The 16,282-nt window shown below is 67.8% G+C and carries 14 protein-coding genes; all 14 read left to right on the top strand.

The genetic code is table 11. The features are described from left to right. The first annotated feature begins 1 nt into the window (after position 1). On the top strand, positions 2-769 hold the full coding sequence (locus E0L93_RS14320; RefSeq protein ID WP_132692763.1) for an SDR family oxidoreductase: 768 nt from the start codon (positions 2-4) through the stop codon (positions 767-769). A 21-nt stretch (positions 770-790) separates the two neighbouring features. Next, on the top strand, positions 791-1,654 hold the full coding sequence (locus E0L93_RS14315; protein ID WP_132692762.1) for an amidohydrolase family protein: 864 nt from the start codon (positions 791-793) through the stop codon (positions 1,652-1,654). Between the two features lie 15 nt (positions 1,655-1,669). Then, positions 1,670-2,608: a zinc-binding dehydrogenase gene (locus E0L93_RS14310; protein WP_132692761.1), complete on the top strand. Its 939-nt coding sequence runs from the start codon at positions 1,670-1,672 to the stop codon at positions 2,606-2,608. 156 nt (positions 2,609-2,764) lie between these two features. Then, complete coding sequence (locus E0L93_RS14305) at positions 2,765-4,708, top strand: GMC family oxidoreductase N-terminal domain-containing protein (RefSeq protein WP_132692760.1); 1,944 nt, start codon at positions 2,765-2,767, stop codon at positions 4,706-4,708. 2 nt (positions 4,709-4,710) lie between these two features. Further along, positions 4,711-6,522 (top strand): PEP-utilizing enzyme, encoded by a 1,812-nt coding sequence (locus tag E0L93_RS14300; protein WP_132692759.1) that lies wholly within the window; start codon positions 4,711-4,713, stop codon positions 6,520-6,522. After that, positions 6,515-7,606 (top strand): PEP/pyruvate-binding domain-containing protein, encoded by a 1,092-nt coding sequence (locus E0L93_RS14295; RefSeq protein WP_132692758.1) that lies wholly within the window; start codon positions 6,515-6,517, stop codon positions 7,604-7,606. The genes E0L93_RS14300 and E0L93_RS14295 overlap by 8 nt, the downstream gene beginning before the upstream one ends. Before the next feature lies 1 nt (position 7,607). After that, a complete protein-coding gene (gene accB, locus E0L93_RS14290; protein WP_132692757.1) occupies positions 7,608-8,090 on the top strand; it encodes an acetyl-CoA carboxylase biotin carboxyl carrier protein in 483 nt (160 codons plus the stop codon). Beyond that, positions 8,087-9,433: an acetyl-CoA carboxylase biotin carboxylase subunit gene (locus tag E0L93_RS14285; RefSeq protein ID WP_132692756.1), complete on the top strand. Its 1,347-nt coding sequence runs from the start codon at positions 8,087-8,089 to the stop codon at positions 9,431-9,433. The genes accB and E0L93_RS14285 overlap by 4 nt, the downstream gene beginning before the upstream one ends. Continuing rightward, positions 9,430-10,908 carry a biotin carboxyl carrier protein gene (locus E0L93_RS14280; protein ID WP_132692755.1) on the top strand — a complete coding sequence of 493 codons (1,479 nt, stop codon included), beginning with the start codon at positions 9,430-9,432 and terminating at the stop codon, positions 10,906-10,908. The genes E0L93_RS14285 and E0L93_RS14280 overlap by 4 nt, the downstream gene beginning before the upstream one ends. Continuing rightward, entirely contained in the window at positions 10,886-11,701 is an 816-nt protein-coding gene (locus E0L93_RS14275) for an HAD-IIA family hydrolase (protein ID WP_165874391.1), read from the top strand. Before E0L93_RS14280 ends, E0L93_RS14275 begins: the two co-directional genes overlap by 23 nt. Beyond that, on the top strand, positions 11,692-13,665 hold the full coding sequence (locus E0L93_RS14270) for an acetoacetate--CoA ligase (RefSeq protein WP_243638251.1): 1,974 nt from the start codon (positions 11,692-11,694) through the stop codon (positions 13,663-13,665). Before E0L93_RS14275 ends, E0L93_RS14270 begins: the two co-directional genes overlap by 10 nt. Before the next feature lie 107 nt (positions 13,666-13,772). Then, on the top strand, positions 13,773-15,149 hold the full coding sequence (locus E0L93_RS14265) for an aminomethyl transferase family protein (protein ID WP_132692753.1): 1,377 nt from the start codon (positions 13,773-13,775) through the stop codon (positions 15,147-15,149). A gap of 30 nt (positions 15,150-15,179) precedes the next feature. Further along, the gene (locus tag E0L93_RS14260; RefSeq protein ID WP_132692752.1) at positions 15,180-15,764 is read left to right on the top strand and encodes a hypothetical protein; all 585 of its coding nucleotides are present in this window, start codon (positions 15,180-15,182) and stop codon (positions 15,762-15,764) included. 76 nt (positions 15,765-15,840) lie between these two features. Then, on the top strand, positions 15,841-16,282 hold a 442-nt coding region (locus E0L93_RS14255; protein WP_165874390.1), incomplete at its 3' end, for an ABC transporter substrate-binding protein.

Below are 16,282 nucleotides of genomic sequence, written 5' to 3'. Positions count from 1 at the left end.
CGTGGAGCTGCGGGACGGCACGTTTCTGGTCAGCGGGGGCGGTTCCGGGCTCGGGGCCGCAACCGCCCGCGCGCTCGCGGAGAGCGGCGCGAACGTGGTGATCGCGGATATCCGCGAGGAGGCCGGCGAGAGCGTCGCGGCGGAGATCGGCGGGAGGGCGGAGTTCGTGCGCACCGACGTGACCGATGAGGAGAGCGTCCGGGAGGCGGTGGAGGCGGCCGGGCGCGCCTTCGGCGGGCTCCGCGGAGCCGTGAACTGCGCCGGCATCGGCACCGCCGCGAGGGTTCTCGGCCGCAAGGGGCCGCACCCCCTGAACCTCTTCGCCGAGACCGTTCGGGTCAACCTCGTCGGAACCTTCAACGTCATCCGCCTGGCCGGAGCGCGCATCTCGGAGGAGGAACCGCGCGGGGACGGCGAGCGCGGGGTGATCGTCGACACCGCTTCGGTGGCCGCTTTCGAGGGCCAGATCGGGCAGGCCGCCTACGCCGCCTCCAAGGGCGGCATAGTGAGCATGACACTCCCCATCGCCCGGGAGTTCGCCCGGTTCGGGATCCGGATCGTGACCGTGGCGCCCGGTCTCTTCGAGACCCCGATGGCCGCCGGTCTGCCCGATGAGGCCCGCGAGTCGCTGGAGCGGCAGGTGCCCTTCCCCCCGCGGCTGGGGAGGCCGGAGGAGTATGCCGCGCTGGTCAAGCACATAATCGAGAACCGGATGATAAACGGCGAGACCATCCGGCTGGACGGCGGGATCCGGATGGGGCCCCGGTAGGCGAGAGAGGTCAGGAGAGCGATGAACGTAGAGCAGCTCAAAGCCATAGATGTGCACACGCACGCCGAGACCTCCCGGCACAACCCCGGCGCCAAACACGCCTTCGCGGAGGCGGCGGAGAAGTACTTCGGGGAGAGCGAGCACCCAAACGCCTGGGAGGTGGCCGAATACTACAGGGAGCTCCGGATGGCGGCCGTCATCTTCACGGTAGATATGGAGATGAAAACAGGGGAGGAGAGGGTCCCCAACGAAGAGATACTCGAGGCCGCACGCGAGAACCCGGACGTGCTCATCCCCTTCGCCAGCATCCACCCGGCGCGCGGTGCGATGGGCGTGAGGGAGGCCAGAAGGCTCATCGAAGAGGGCGTGCGGGGCTTCAAGTTCCACCCCAACCTGCAGGACTTCTATCCCAACGACCGGATGGCCTACCCGCTCTACGAGGCTATCGCCGAAGCCGGGCTCATATCCCTCTTCCACACCGGACATTCAGGTATGGGGACGGGGATGCCGGGCGGGGGAGGCATCCGGCTCAAGTACTCCAACCCGATGTACATCGATGATGTGGCGGTGGACTTCCCGGAGATGAAGATCATACTCGCCCACCCCTCCTTCCCCTGGCAAGACGAGGCGCTCTCGGTGTGCCTGCACAAACCCAATGTCTACATAGACCTCTCCGGCTGGTCGCCCAAGTACTTCCCGGAGAACCTCATCCACTACGCCAATACCCTGCTTAAGAACAAGATGCTCTTCGGCTCCGATTACCCGGCCATAAAGCCGCAGAGGTGGATCGAGGATTTCGAGAGGGCGGGCTTCCGGGACGAGGTGAAGCCCCTCATCCTCAAGGAGAACGCCATAGAACTCCTGGGCCTCGGCGGAGACGGGTAGCGGAGGCAGCGCGTTATGCGAGCGGTGGTCGTAGATACGGGTACCCCGACGCGCCTGACGCTGGAGCGGGTGGAGCCCCCCACACCCGCCGCAGACGAAGCGCTGGTGCGCGTCGCAGCCTTCTCGCTCAACCGGGGCGAGGTGCGCCGGGCTCAGGCTGCCCCGGACGGCCGGCGGCCGGGCTGGGACCTGGCCGGGACCGTCGAGCGGGCGGCGGCCGACGGCTCCGGACCCCCGGAAGGAGCGCGGGTTGTGGGCTTCGTCCCCGAAGGCGCGTGGGCAGAGATGGTCGCCGTGCCGACCCGGTCGCTGGCAGAGCTCCCGGAGCCGGTGACGTTCGTGACGGCCTCCACCCTCCCCATAGCCGGCCTCACCCCGCTCTACTCGCTGGATCTCACAGGCGGCGTGGCAGGGCGAACCGTCCTCGTAACCGGAGCCTCGGGCGGAGCGGGGGACTTCGCGATCCGGCTCGCGAACCTCTCCGGAGCCCGGGTGGTCGCGCTGGTGCGCCGGGAAGAGCACCGGGAACTGGTTCTGGGAGCCGGAGCGCACGAAGCAGTGGTGGACGAGACCGGGGCCGCGGCAGCCGAGTACGGACCATACCACCTGATTTTGGACTCCGTCGGCGGAGAGGTGCTGGGCAACGCGCTCGGGATGCTCGCGCCCGACGGCCTCTGCGTCGCCTTCGGGGTCTCGGCCACCCCCGAGACCACCTTCGACGCCCGCCGCTTCTTCCTCACCGGCGGAGCACGGCTCTACGGAATGATCATCTTCCACGAACTGAAGAAGAAACCCGCCGGCGACGGACTCGCCAGGCTGGTGCGGCTGGTGGCCGAGGGGAAGCTGAGGCCGCACATCTCTGTTGAGGAGTCGTGGGTGCGGGTTGGAGAGGTGGCGCGGAGTCTGATGGAGCGAGAGTTTACCGGCAAGGCAGTCCTGCGGGTCGAAGGGTAGAGCCGCTTTTTTGACCGCAATCTTGTTGACAATATTGTCTGGCGAGTGTATATTCCGGGTGGAAGGAGGAGGTGTTTGAGGGAAGGGGAAGTATGTGAGGTGTCACATATCTTTTACGATTCGCCGTTCGGGGGGCGGTGAGGGGGTGATATAGCCGTGGTGCTCACGCTCAGCGGCGGGGCGCGCAGGGCGCTCGATTCGATCTGCGACACCTTCGTTCCCGGTGGGGAGGGGTTGCCATCTGCGACCGAGCGCGGCGTACCGGAGGCCATGATCGCGGCGGTCGGCGCCAACCCGTCGGCTGCCGAGCGCGAGCGGTTTGCGGCTCTGCTGGAGGATTGGGACACACGGCTCGCCGGTTCCGGGCAGGCGTCGTTCTCGTCGCTTCCCCGGGCCGAGCGCGAGCGCACGCTGCTGCGTTTCGCGGACGCGCCCGACGTGCAGTCCCGTGCGGTGTTTCAGGCGCTCCGCAAGGGGGTTCTGCTGAGCTACTACTGTCTGCCGCACGAGGGCGAGAGGCCAAACCCGGTATACGAAGCGCTCGGATATCCCGGGCCGCTCGGGCCGCCCGAGGACCCGCCGCCGAAGACCGTGAAGCCGTTCGAGGTGAGTGCGGACACCGAGCTGGAGTGCGATGTCTGTGTGGTCGGCTCCGGGGCCGGCGGGGGCACGGCTGCGGGCGTGCTCGTTGCTGCGGGGCTCGATGTGATCATCATTGAGGCCGGCGGCTACTACAGTGAGGAAGATTTCGATGGTGAGGAGTTGTCGGGGTACGCGCGCCTCTACCTCAACGGGGGCAGCATAGCGACCGAGGACCAGAGCATCGGGCTACTGGCCGGTTCGTGTCTGGGGGGAGGCACGGTCGTGAACTACACCTGGTGCTTCCGCCCGCCGGACTTCGTACGCGAGGAGTGGAGGGAGCGCTTCGGGCTTTCCGACTGGGCCGGCAGGGACTTCGACGAGAGCCTTGACGCGGTTTGGGAGCGGCTCTCGATAAGTGCGGAGAGCAGCATCCCCTCGAAGCGCGACGAGCTCATGCGCCGGGGGCTTAAGGCGCTCGGGTGGCATTCGGAGGTGATGCAGCGCAACTGCAGGGGGTGCAGGGAGGAGGTCTGCCGCCTCTGTCACTACGGCTGCCAGATCGGGGCCAAGCAGTCGACGCTCAAGACATGGCTGCAGGACGCCTACGACGGCGGCGCGCGCATCCTGGTACGCACGCCGGTCGACCGCGTGCTGATCGAGGGCGGAAGGGCGCGCGGTGTGGAGGCGCGGACCGCCGACGGGCACAGGGTAACCGTGCGTGCGCGGGTTGTGGCGCTTGCGGCCGGTGCCATTCACACGCCGGCGATCATGGTCAGGTCGGGCATGAACAGTCCGGCGATCGGGAAGAATTTGATGCTGCATCCGGTGCTGATCACCTGGGGCATCTTCGACGAAGAGGTCAATCCCTGGGAGGGTACGCTCGGCGCCACCTACTCCGATGAGCACCTTAATCTGGGCCAGGGTTATGGCGTTAAGTACGAGCAGGCCGCCACTCCGCCCGGCATCCTGGCCATCTTCGCGCCCTGGCGGGGTTCACGCGAGAGCGCCGAACTGATGCAGGCGCTCCGTTATACGGCCGGCTACGGCGCGCTTCAGCGGGCGCGGGAGGGCGGCGAGATCGCGGTCGGCCGCGACGGACTTCCCGTGGCGCGTTGGGCGCTCTCGGACTTCGACCGCGAGGTGATGCGCAGGGGACTCGACGGTGCGGCGCAGATTCTTGAGGCCGGCGGCGCGCGGCGCATCTACTCGTCGCATGCCGGCTGGGTCTCCTACGAGCCGGGGCGCGGCGGCCGCGAGCGGCTGCTCGCGGCCGCGGATCGCTGCGGTTGGGGACCGGCCCAGGTGACGCTCGGTTCCTTCCACCTGATGGGCACGGCCCGGATGGGCAACTCGCGCGAGGACTCGGTCTGTGACGCCACCGGCCAGACCTGGGAGGTGAAGAATCTGTACGTGGTCGATGGGGCAGTACTGCCCACGGGGCTGGGGGTGAACCCTATGGTCACGATAGAAGCGGCGGCGCACAGGATCGCCCGCGGAATCGCCGGAAGGATGGTGTAGTCATGGCGGAATTTGCGAGCCCGTTCTCGATCGAGACGCCGGAGGGATGCGAGGGGTGGGAGGAGATGTATCCACCGTGGGCGCTCTTCGACGAGCGGCGGCGGGAGCACGACGAGAACCGGTTGTGGTTCTGGAACTCGATGCACTTCCCGGTGCCCATGCCCGCTTTCGACATGGTCGAGGTCGACACGCCCTACTACGCTCTGGGCGGATGGCAGAACCGGGCGTTCGCGGTGCCGGCGGCGGCCGGTGTGGATTACCGGGTGGTCAACGGCTACGTGTACATCTCTTCCAACCCCGTGACCGATCCCGAGAAGATGGCCGAGCGGGCGCGCTTCTTCCAGCAGCGCGCTGGCTACTACTTCGAGAACTGGGACGAGCTCTACGGCCGGTGGCGGGAGCGGATGGAGGCGTTGAACCGCGAGGTCTCCGAGATCCCGGTGCCCGAGCTTCCGGAGTATGAGCCGGATGCCGTCGTCTTCGAGGGCGGAGAGCCGAGCTGGGCCACGTTGCTCGCAAGCTACCGGCGGGCGCTCGACTGCATCGAGCGGATGTGGCAGTACCACTTCGAGTTTTTGCTGCTCGGCTACGGCGCGTACCTGACCTTCTCGGAGTTCTGCAAGCAGGCCCTGCCCGACATACCCGACCAGCACATCTCCCAGATGGTCGCGGGCATCGACGTCGTGCTCTTCCGTCCGGACGCCGAGCTGCGGCGCCTGGCGCGGCTGGCGATAGATCTCGGGGTCGCGGACGCCTTCCGGGAGGGGCGCTCGCCGGATGAGATCGAGGCCGAGCTCGGGCGCAGCGACGCCGGCCGGCGCTGGCTGGAGGAGCTCGAGAAGGTCAAGGACCCCTGGTTCAACATGGGGACCGGCGACGGGCTCTACCACTACTACGGGAGCTGGCACGATGACCCCAGCATCCCCTACAGCTCGCTCATCGGGCACATCGCGGCGCTGCAGGCCGGTGAGGACATCGAGCGGCCCACGCGCGAGCTGGCCGAGAGGAGAGACCGGCTCGTCAGGGAGTACGAGGCGCTGCTGGACGAGGAGGCGCGGCGGACCTTCCGGGAGCTGCTCGGGCTCTCGCGCAAGGTATTCCCGTACGTCGAGGAGCACAAGTTCTACTGCGACTACTGGTTCCAGTCGCGGTTTTTTAACAAGATCCGGGAGTTCGGCGCCCTGCTCGCCCGGCACGGGTTTCTCGAGGACGGAGAGGACATCTTCCAGCTCTCCCGCTACGAGGTGATGCAGGCCCTCGAGGAGCTCGCTCTCACCTGGTCGACCGGCGGCGAGGCTCTCGGGCCGCATCACTGGCCGCAGGTCGCAAGGCGGCGCAAGGAGCTCTTGAAGAGGCTCGAGGGGTGGACGCCGCCGCCCGCGCTGGGAAGGATGCCGGAGGCGGTCGTCGACCCCGCGATCGCCATGCTCTGGGGGGTCACGCCGCAGCAGCTGCAGCAGTGGGCGCGGGCGCAGCGCGACGGAGGGGGCAACGAGCTCTCCGGTGCCGCCGCCTCGCCCGGTGAGGTCGAGGGGCCGGCGCGGGTGGTGCGCTCGCTCGATGAGATCTCCGAGGTGCGGGCCGGGGACATCCTGGTCTGTACGTCCACCTCGCCGGCTTGGGCTCCGATCTTCAGCAAGATCAAGGCCACCGTCACCGATATCGGCGGGATCATGTCCCACGCCGCGATCGTCTCGCGGGAGTACGGGCTGCCCGCCGTGGTCGGCACCGGGACGGCGACCTCCCGGATCAAGACCGGCCAGCGGCTGCGGGTCGACGGCACGAGCGGTCGGGTGGTGATCCTGGATGGCTAACCCGGCGGCGACCCGGCATACCGTCCGGCTGGAGGAGCTGGGGCGTGCGGCAGAACCCCGCTTCGGCGGGAAGAGCACGAACCTCGGGGAGCTTCTGGCGAGCGGGATACCGGTGCCGCCCGGGTTTGCCATCGCCACCGGTGCTTTCAGGCGGTTCCTCGAGGAGAACGGTATCCGCGAGCGGGTGGGGCGGAGCCTGCGCTCCGCCGACCCCGACGATGTAGGGGGGCTGCGGAGGATCTCCGGCGAGCTCTCCGGGGCTGTCTGCTCCGCATCCCTGCCCGAAGGGCTGGCGCGCGAGATAATCCACCGGTACCGTGAGCTCGCAGAGCTCGCCGGGGAGGAGAACCCGCCGGTCGCGGTGCGCTCCAGCGCGGTGGGCGAGGACAGCGAGCAGGCGACCTTCGCGGGCCAGCAGAAGACCTACCTGTGGGTGCGCGGCGCGGAAGGCGTGTGCGAGGCGGTCCGCAAGTGCTGGGCGAGCCTCTACAGCCCCGAGGCGCTGAGCTACCGCGCCAGGATGGCCGCAGCGGGAGGCGAGCCGGCGATGGGGGTGGCCGTGCAGATGATGGTCGACGCCGAGGTTGCCGGGGTGATGTTCACCTGCAACCCCCTCAGCGGGGATCCCAGCACGGTAGCGGTGAACGCGAGCTGGGGTCTGGGCGAGGCGGTGGTGGCGGGGGAGGTGACCCCGGACGAGTACCGCCTGAGCAAGGTGACCGGAGAGGTGCTGCACAGGTCCATCGGCCGCAAGCACCTGGAGTACCGCCCCGATCCTTCCTCTGCCGGGGTGCGGGTGGTGGAGGTTGAGCAGGCGCGTCAGGGGGTGCCCTGTCTGGAGGAGGAGCACCTGCAGGCGCTGGTGGAGATCGCCCGCCGGGTGGAACGGCACTTCGGCACCCACCAGGATATCGAGTGGGCGATAGCCCGGGGTCGTGAGATGCCCGGCTCGCTGTTCATCGTCCAGTCCCGGCCCGTCACCACCGCGCGCCGCAGGAGTGAAGGGCTTCCGAAGGCCCGTTCGGCCATCGAGCTCGTCATGGGAACGTTTGGCGTGGTCCCCGACAACGGAGGCAGGTCCTGAAATGCCGCTCTCGGACGATGATGTTCGTGAGATCCTGAGGATCATCGACGAGTCCGACCTGGACGAGCTGAGGATCGAGACGAACGGGCTGCGGCTGTACGTGCGGCGCGGCGGGGCGCCACCGCTCGAGGATACTCCCGCAACGGGCCGGGAGGTGGAGGCTGCGGAGCAGCGGGAGGAGGTACCGCCCGCCGGACAGTCTGCGACCGGCGAGAAGGAGACGGTCTCCAGCCCGGACGGCACCCTGACGATCGAGGCGCCGATGGTCGGGACCTTCTTCCGGGCTGAGGCGCCCGGGGCGAAGCCTTACGTCGAGGTCGGGAGCCGCGTCGAGCCGGACACGGTGGTCTGCCTGATCGAGGTCATGAAGATGATGAACTCGATCAGGGCCGGGGTGTCCGGGAGGATAGTCGAGGTCTGCGCCGAGAACGGGGCTCTCGTGGAGTACGGCCAGCCGCTCTTTCGGGTGGAGCCTGACCGATGACGATAAGGCGCGTCTTCGTGGCCAACCGGGGTGAGATCGCGGTGCGGATCGTCAGGGCCTGCCGCGAGCTGGGGCTGGAGGTGGTCGTGGGGGTCTCCGAGGCCGACCGCGGCAGCCTGGCGGCCCGCATGGCGGACCGGGCGGTGTGCATCGGCCCTGCCGCGCCGGCACGGAGCTACCTGAACGTCGGGGCCGTTGTGCAGGCGGCGCTCGGCACCGGCTGCGATGCCATCCACCCCGGCTACGGCTTTCTCTCCGAGAACCCGGCGCTGGCGTCCACGGCGCACGAGAACGGGCTGCGCTTCGTCGGTCCTCCGGCGGAGGTGATAGAGCTTGCCGGGGACAAGCTGCGCTCACGCGGGGTCGCGGCCGAGGCCGGGTTGCCGGTCGTACCCGGCGGCGAGGTACGCACCCTCAAGGACGCCGTGCGCTTTGCCGACGATGTGGGCTATCCGGTGCTGCTCAAGGCCGCGGCCGGCGGTGGCGGGCGGGGCATCAAGCTGGCCTGGAGCCGGGAGGAGCTGGAGAAGCTGTTCGGTATCGCCTCGGCGGAGGCGGGGGCGGCTTTTGGCGACGAGCGCCTTTACGTGGAGCGTTTAATACGCCGGGCGCGCCACGTCGAGGTTCAGGTGGCGGCGGACGATCACGGCGGGGTGCTCCACTTCGGAGAGCGCGACTGCTCCGTGCAGCGCCGCTACCAGAAGATCGTCGAGGAGGCCCCGGCTCCCGCGCTGGAACCGGGAACGCGCGCGGCGCTCCATGGCGCGGCCGTCACCTTCGCCCGGGAGATCGGCTACCGCAACCTCGGCACCGTCGAGTTCGTGGTCGACGCCGAGAGCGGCGAGTTCTTCTTCCTCGAGATGAACTGCCGCATCCAGGTCGAGCACCCGGTGACCGAGGCCATCACCGGGCGGGACCTCGTGGCCGACCAGCTCAGGGTCGCGGCGGGCGGGAAGCTCGGGGTCTCGCAGGAGGAGGTGAGCTTCAGCGGCCATGCCGTAGAGTGCCGGTTGACCGCGGAGGATGCCGCCCACGGCTTCCGCCCCACGCCCGGCAGGATCACCCGTTTCTCGGTTCCCGAGCTTCCCGGTTTGCGGGTCGACACCCACTGTGAGGAGGGGACGCTGGTACCCCCCTACTATGACTCCCTGATCGCGAAGCTGATCTTCCACGCCGGTGACCGGGACGAGGCCGTCGGGAAGATGCGCGAGGCGCTCGGCGGCCTGGTGGTGGAAGGGGTTCCCACCAACCGGGAGTTGCTTATGCACGTTCTCGCCCACCCGGACTTTACGGATGCCGCGGTGGACACGGCCTGGCTCGAGGAGGCGGTGCTGGCAGCATGAGCGAGAAGATCGAGATCATAGATACGACCGTTCGCGACGGTAACCAGAGCCTGTGGTCCGCGACGGGGCTTACCACCCAGGATGTGTTCGCGATCGCCCCGACGATGGACCGTGTCGGCTTCCACGCGCTGGACTTCACCTCCAGCACGCACATGGCGATCTCGGTCCGCTTCCACCGGGAGGATCCCTGGGAGCGGATCCGGATGGTCAGCGCCGCCATGCCAAACACGCCGCTGGGCCTGATCACGACCGGCATGCGCTTTATCCGGTGGGTGCCCGCTGGCGAGGACGTCATGCGCCTCGCCTTCCGCTGCTGGGTGCGCAACGGGATGCGCAGGATCCAGATAGTCGACCCCTCGAACCAGCCCGAAGCGCTCATCCGGATGGCCCACATCGCCCGCGAGGAGGGCTTCGAGGAGGTCGTCGTCGGGCTGACCTACTCCATAAGCCCGGTCCACACCCACGACTACTACCTGGAGCGGGCTTCGGCCGTAGCCCGCTCCGAAGATATCGACCGGCTCTACCTCAAGGACCCGGGAGGGCTCTTGATGCCGGAGGCGGTGCGCACCCTCATCCCCGGCTTTATCGAGCGGTTCGCGCCCCGCCCCGTCGAGCTGCACAGCCACTGCACGATCGGGCTCGGCCCCCTCGCCTACGTCGAGGGGCTGCGCTCCGGGGTGCGGACGCTGCACACCGCGGTGGAGCCTCTGGGCAGCGGGAGCTCGAACCCGCCCGCCGGGGCCACGCTGCGCAACATGGAGGCCGAGGGATTCTCGTGCGACCTGGATGCGGAGGCCCTCGATACCGTCTCCAAATACTTTCAGGAGCTGGCCCGCGAGCGCGGCCTGCCGCCCGGCAGCCCGAGGGAGTTCGACGGCGCCTACTTCCGGCACCAGATGCCGGGCGGGATGATCACCACCACCCGCCGGCAGCTGCAGGAGCTGGGGAGGCCGGATCTCTTCGATGCCGTGCTCGAGGAGGTTCCCCGGGTGCGGGCGGAGATGGGTTATCCGATCATGGTCACCCCAGTCTCGCAGTTCGTTGCCACCCAGGCCGTGATGAACGTCATCTCCGGGGAGCGCTGGTCGAGGGTCTCGGACGAGATGGTGCGCTACTTCCTCGGCCACTACTACGAGCCCCCGGCGCCCGTCGACCCCGATATCGCCGACCGCGTGCTCTCGACGCCCCGCGCGGCCGAGCTGAAGGATCTTCGCCCCATCTCGTTGGACGGGGCCCGCGAGCGCTTCGGGCGGCGGATCTCCGACGAGGAGCTCCTGCTGCGCCTGACGATGCCCGCGGAGCAGGTCGACGCGATGGTCGCCGAGCGCGGCAAGCAGCGGGAGCCGCTGGTCCGTCCGGGGCGCGCCCCGCTCGTGCGGCTTCTGCACGAGCTCTCCAGGCGCAAGTCCATCTCCTATTTCCGGTTAGAGGATGAACGTACGGGAGACACCATTGTCTGGCGACATGAAGCTTGACGGCATCCGCGGGTTCGTCTTCGACGTGGACGGCTCGCTCGTACACCGCGACGCTGACTTCCGCCCGCGCCCGCTCCCCGGGGCGCCGGAGGTGCTGGAGAAGATCCGGGCTTCGGGACGCCCGCTGGTGCTGTTCACCAACGGGACGCACCTGCGCCCCGAGGAGTTCGCGAGGGGGCTGCGCGAGGGAGGGCTTCCCGTGCGCGACGACGAGGTCTTGACCCCGGTGTGCAGCGCGCTGGGGTATCTGAAACGCCGCCACGACGGGCGGCGGGCCATGGTCTTCGGCTCCGAGACCGCCCGCAGGCGCATGGCGGAGGCCGGCGTGCAGCTCACGGACGGCGAGGATGCCGAGGTGGTCTTCGTTACCCACGTAAACGAGGTGGACTTCGAATCTCTGGAGCGCGCCGCACGCGCCATCACCCGGGGCGCGCGGCTCCTTACGGCCAGCTATGGTCCCGGATACTGGGGGGCGGACGGTATGATCTTCAGCCGGGGTGCGATGGTGACCGCGGCGCTGGCGAAGGCCACCGGAGCGCGTCCGGTGATCGTCGGGAAGCCGTCGCGGGCCGCGGTGCGCGCGGCCTGCGAGCGGCTCGGGGTGAGATCTCAGGAGATGGCGGTGATCGGCGACGACCTGGACATGGACATCGGGCTGGGACGCCTCGGAGGCTCGCGTACCATCCTGGTGCGCAGCGGTACCAGCGGGTCGGTCGACCTGGCGCGGGTGCCGGAGCGCCGGCGTCCGGACGCCGTAGTAGAGGGAGTGGGGGAGATCCTGCAGTGGCTCTGACGGGCGAGGTGCTCTGGCGGCCTCCGCCGGACGTCCTGGAGATCACCGAGATCGGACGCTACCTGCGCTGGCTGCGCGAGAACCGGGCGCTTGGGTTCGAGGGCTACGACGAGCTCTGGCGATGGTCGGTGGGGGATCTCGAGGCGTTCTGGCGCTCTGTCTGGGACTTCTACGGGGTGCGCGCGCACACCCCTCCGGAGCGGGTGCTCGCCTCGCGCGAGATGCCCGGCGCCCGCTGGTTCCCGGGCGCGCGCCTGAACTACGCGGAGAGGATCCTCGCGCCCGCCGGCGACGATGGGGAGGTCGCGATCTTCGCCCACTCCCAGACGCGCGTCCCCTTCGAGCTGACCTTCGGCGAGTTGCGCGAGCAGGTGGCCCGGGCCCGCGCCGGGCTCCGGCGCCTCGGGGTCGGCCCCGGCGACCGCGTGGTCGCCTACCTTCCCAACATCCCTGAAACCGTGGTCGCCTTCCTCGCTACCGCGAGCCTGGGGGCCATCTGGGCGGCCTGCGCCCCGGAGTTCGGTCCCCGCAGCGTGACCGACCGCTTCGGCCAGCTCGAACCGAAGGTGCTGCTCGCGATCGCCGGCTACCGCTACGGGGAGAAGCGCATCGACCGCCGGGCGGAGGTGGAGGCCATCCGCAGGGCCCTGCCCACCGTTGAGCACCTCGTGCACGTTCCCTATATCGGCGGGCCGGAGGACGAACTGCCGGCGGCAACGGGGTGGGAGGAGCTCCTCTCGGAGTCCGGGCCGCTTGGCTGCGAGCCGGTCGCCTTCGACCACCCGCTCTACGTACTCTTCTCCTCGGGTACGACCGGTAAGCCCAAGGCCATAGTCCACGGGCACGGAGGCATCCTCCTCGAGCACCTGAAGAACCTCGGGCTGACCTGGGATCTCCGTCCCGGAGCCCGGCTCATGTGGTTCACGACAACCGCCTGGATGATGTGGAACGCCCTCGTCTCGGCCCTGCTGCTGCGTGCGGCGATAGTCACGATGGACGGCAACCCGCTGTATCCGGATCTCGCCTTCCAGTGGCGCCTGGCCGAGCGGACCGGCGCGACGATGCTCGGTGTCGCCCCGGCGTACCTGATGGCCTGCCGCAAGGCCGGCCTCGAGGTCGGCCGGGAGTTCGACCTCTCCGGCGTGCGGCAGATAGGGGCTGCGGGCTCCCCGTTGCCCCCCGAGGGCTTCGACTGGGTCTACGAGCAGCTCGGCCCCGACGTGCTGCTGAACATAGGCAGCGGCGGAACCGACGTGTGCACGGGCATCGTGCAGGGGAGCCCGCTCCAGCCCGTCTACCGGGGTGAGATCTCCGGCCCCTGCCTGGGGGTCGACGCCGCCGCCTACGACGAGCGCGGCCACCCCGTCGTGGGCGAGTTCGGCGAGCTCGTGATCCGCGCCCCCATGCCCTCGATGCCGGTCGGGTTCTGGAACGACCCCGGAGACAGGCGCTACCGCGCCGCCTACTTCGAACGCTTCCCCGGCGTCTGGTGCCACGGCGACTGGGTGCGCTTCACCGAGCGCGGAAGCTGTGTGATCTCCGGGCGCTCGGACGCGACGCTCAACCGCGGCGGCGTGCGGCTCGGCACCGGAGAGATCTACGCCGCCGTCGAGTCCATGGAAGAGGTCGCCGACAGCCTGGTCGTCCACCTCGAGGACCCCGAAGGCGGCCCCGGAGAGTTGCTGCTCTTCGTCGTCCCCGCACCGGGGGTGGAGCTGGATGAGGCGCTTCGTAGACGCATCGTCTCTACGGTCCGCCGGGAGCTCTCCCCGCGCCACGCCCCGGACACCATCGAGGCCGTTCCCTCCGTGCCCCGCACGCTCTCCCAGAAAAAGCTCGAGGTGCCGGTCAAGCGCATCCTGCTCGGCGCTAACCCGGAAGAGGTCGCAGGCCGCGACTCCCTCCTCGACCCGGCCGCTCTCGACGCCTACGCGAGGTATGCGGCATCCCGGAATCCCCGCTGAATATGGCCAGCGTGCCGCCGGCTCCACTCTAAGTCGTCAATTTTGTTGACAATTTTGTCTAGAGTAATCTAAACTGTCCTTACATCGAGAGGAGGTGTCAGGGAGTCATGAGACGGGAGAGGAAGAGCCTTGAAGATCTGCTCGGAGAGGTAAGCGGTCCCGTTGAGATCCTGTACAACTCTCAGACGGGGCCGCGGGTCTTTCCTGGGGTACCGGCTGAGTTCAGCAACTGGCGGGAGGAGCAGCGGGGGTGGAGGGAGAGTTGTGTGCTGCTGGACCAGTCCCACCACATGACCGACCTCTACATAGAGGGGCCTGATGCTCTGAGGCTGCTCTCCGAGCTGGGGGTAAACAGCTTCGAGGGCTTTACGCCCGACAAGGCCAAGCAGTTCGTCGCCTGCAACCACGAAGGGTACGTCATTGGGGACATGATCCTCTACTATCTGGATGAGAACCGGTTAGATCTGGTCGGGCGTCCGGCGGTGCCCAACTGGGTGCAGTACTGGGCCGAGACCGGCGGGTATGACGTGACGTTCGAGCGGGATGAGAACTCGGCGGTGAGGAAGGGGCCGCCGAAGGTGTACCGCTATCAGGTTCAGGGGCCTCGGGCGCTCTCTCTGATGCGGGAGGTTGTTGAGGGGGATCTGCCGGAGGTGAAGTTCTTCAACACGGCTGGGGTGGTCATTGGGGGCTGCGGGGTGAGGGCGTTGCGGCATGGGATGGCCGGGCAGGCCGGGTATGAGCTCTCCGGGCCCTGGGAGGACGCTGAGGCTGTTCGGGAGGCCATACTCGAGGCCGGCGAGAAGTTCGGCCTGAAGCAGGCGGGCTCTCTGGCCTATCAGACCGCCACTTCAGAATCCGGCTGGATACCGTGTCCCCTTCCGGCCGTCTACACCGGGGAGAAGATGAAACCCTACAGGGAGTGGCTGCCCGCGGACGGGTATGAGGCTACCGCTTCGCTCGGAGGGAGCTTCTATTCGGAGGACATAACCGATTACTACCTCACGCCCTACGATCTCGGCTACGGGCACATGGTTAAGTTTGACCACGACTTCGTGGGCAGAGAAGCGCTGGAGGAGATGTCCGGAAACCCCGGCCGGAAGAAGGTGACGCTGGTGTGGGACGGGGAGGACGTGGCCCGCGTCTTCGGCACGCTCTTCGAGAGGGAGGCTCTTCCCGCCAAGTACATCAACATGCCCTCCGCCTGGTATGCGGTACATCAGTATGACCGGGTGCTGAGCGGCGGCGAGTCCGTCGGCATCTCCACCTACTGCGGCTACAGCTACAACGAACGGGCGATGCTCTCTTTGGCGATGGTGGAGGAGGAAGTCGCCGAGCCCGGTACCGAGGTGGTGCTCTTGTGGGGGGAGGAGCCCAACAGCTCGAAGCCGCAGGTGGAGGAGCACCGGCAGGTTGAGATAAGGGCTACTGTCGCTCCCGCTCCTCTTGTGGAGTTCGCCCGCACTGCCTACAGGAGCTCATAGAGAAGAGAACGGGGCAAAGGGAGGTTTTTGGTGAACAGGTTCGAGGAGGAGATCTACCGGTGTATGGACCCGGTTGCGGAGCTTCTGGAGGTTACGGAAGATCCGCATCACCGGGCCATTCTCGAGAACTACCGGCTCCACGTCCATCTCGAGGGGTCCGGACAGTACGAGAGGATAGTCGCCCCGGACATGATGGTCGAGGAACCCGTCTACCGGATCAACTGGGGCGAGCCGACGGTGATCCGGGGCAAGCAGGGCGTGCTCGATTTCTATCGTAGCGCCGGAAGATACGTAATGTGGAATTCGGAAGACATGATCGCGGTCGCCGATTGGGGCCTGTGCGACGAGTTGACCTTCAACTTCCTGGTCACCGGCGAGATTCTCGGGGAATTCGGTGTGGAGGTAGACGACGGGGAATCGTACTACCACTTCAAGACCCGCCAGGCTTTCGTCTGGCCGTATGATGAGCGGGCGAGGCTCATCGGGGAGCATCTGTACGTGGATGAGACCAGTGCGTCTGTTCAGAAGGTAGATGACGACGAGGTCATCACTCCCGAACGGGCGGCGGAGATACACCAGGAGCTCCTGAACCGTCTGGAGCATGCCTCGGGGTGAACACTCCGGCGGAGCACCGTCGCGATGAGATACGGGAGGCGAAGGTGGGGAGCTTGCCGGTATTGAGGAGGAGTCTATGAGGGCTGAAGGGCATCTGGGCAAGAAGAAGAAGAGGAGGATCGGCCGGCGGGATTTCCTGAGGCTGGCCGGGGGCGGGCTCGCCGGGGCGGCGCTCTTGGGAATTACGGGCTGTGGGGGAGACGGCGCGGGCACTCAGGGGGGAGAGGGTGAGCCCATCAGGATCGGAGGCCTCTTGCCTTTCACCGGTCCTTATGCCTCTCTGGGGGAGAGCATCCGGGAGGGGATGGAGCTCTTCCTGGATCTGAACGACCGGCAGATAGCCGGGCGGGAGGTTGAGGTGCGCTACGAGGACAGCGAGGGGGATCCTCAGGTGGCGTTGCGCCTCTACCGGCAGCTTGTGGGCCGGGACGGGGTGGACTTCCTCATAGGGCCTGTGATCTCCTCTGAGGCGCTGGCTCTGGTTGAGCGTCTGGAGCGGGATGGGGTGATCCTGATCA

The sequence above is a fragment of the Rubrobacter taiwanensis genome (assembly GCF_004337705.1).
In the GTDB taxonomy this organism is placed as follows: domain Bacteria; phylum Actinomycetota; class Rubrobacteria; order Rubrobacterales; family Rubrobacteraceae; genus Rubrobacter_C; species Rubrobacter_C taiwanensis.
This window is presented reverse-complemented; position numbering and strand designations above follow the sequence as displayed.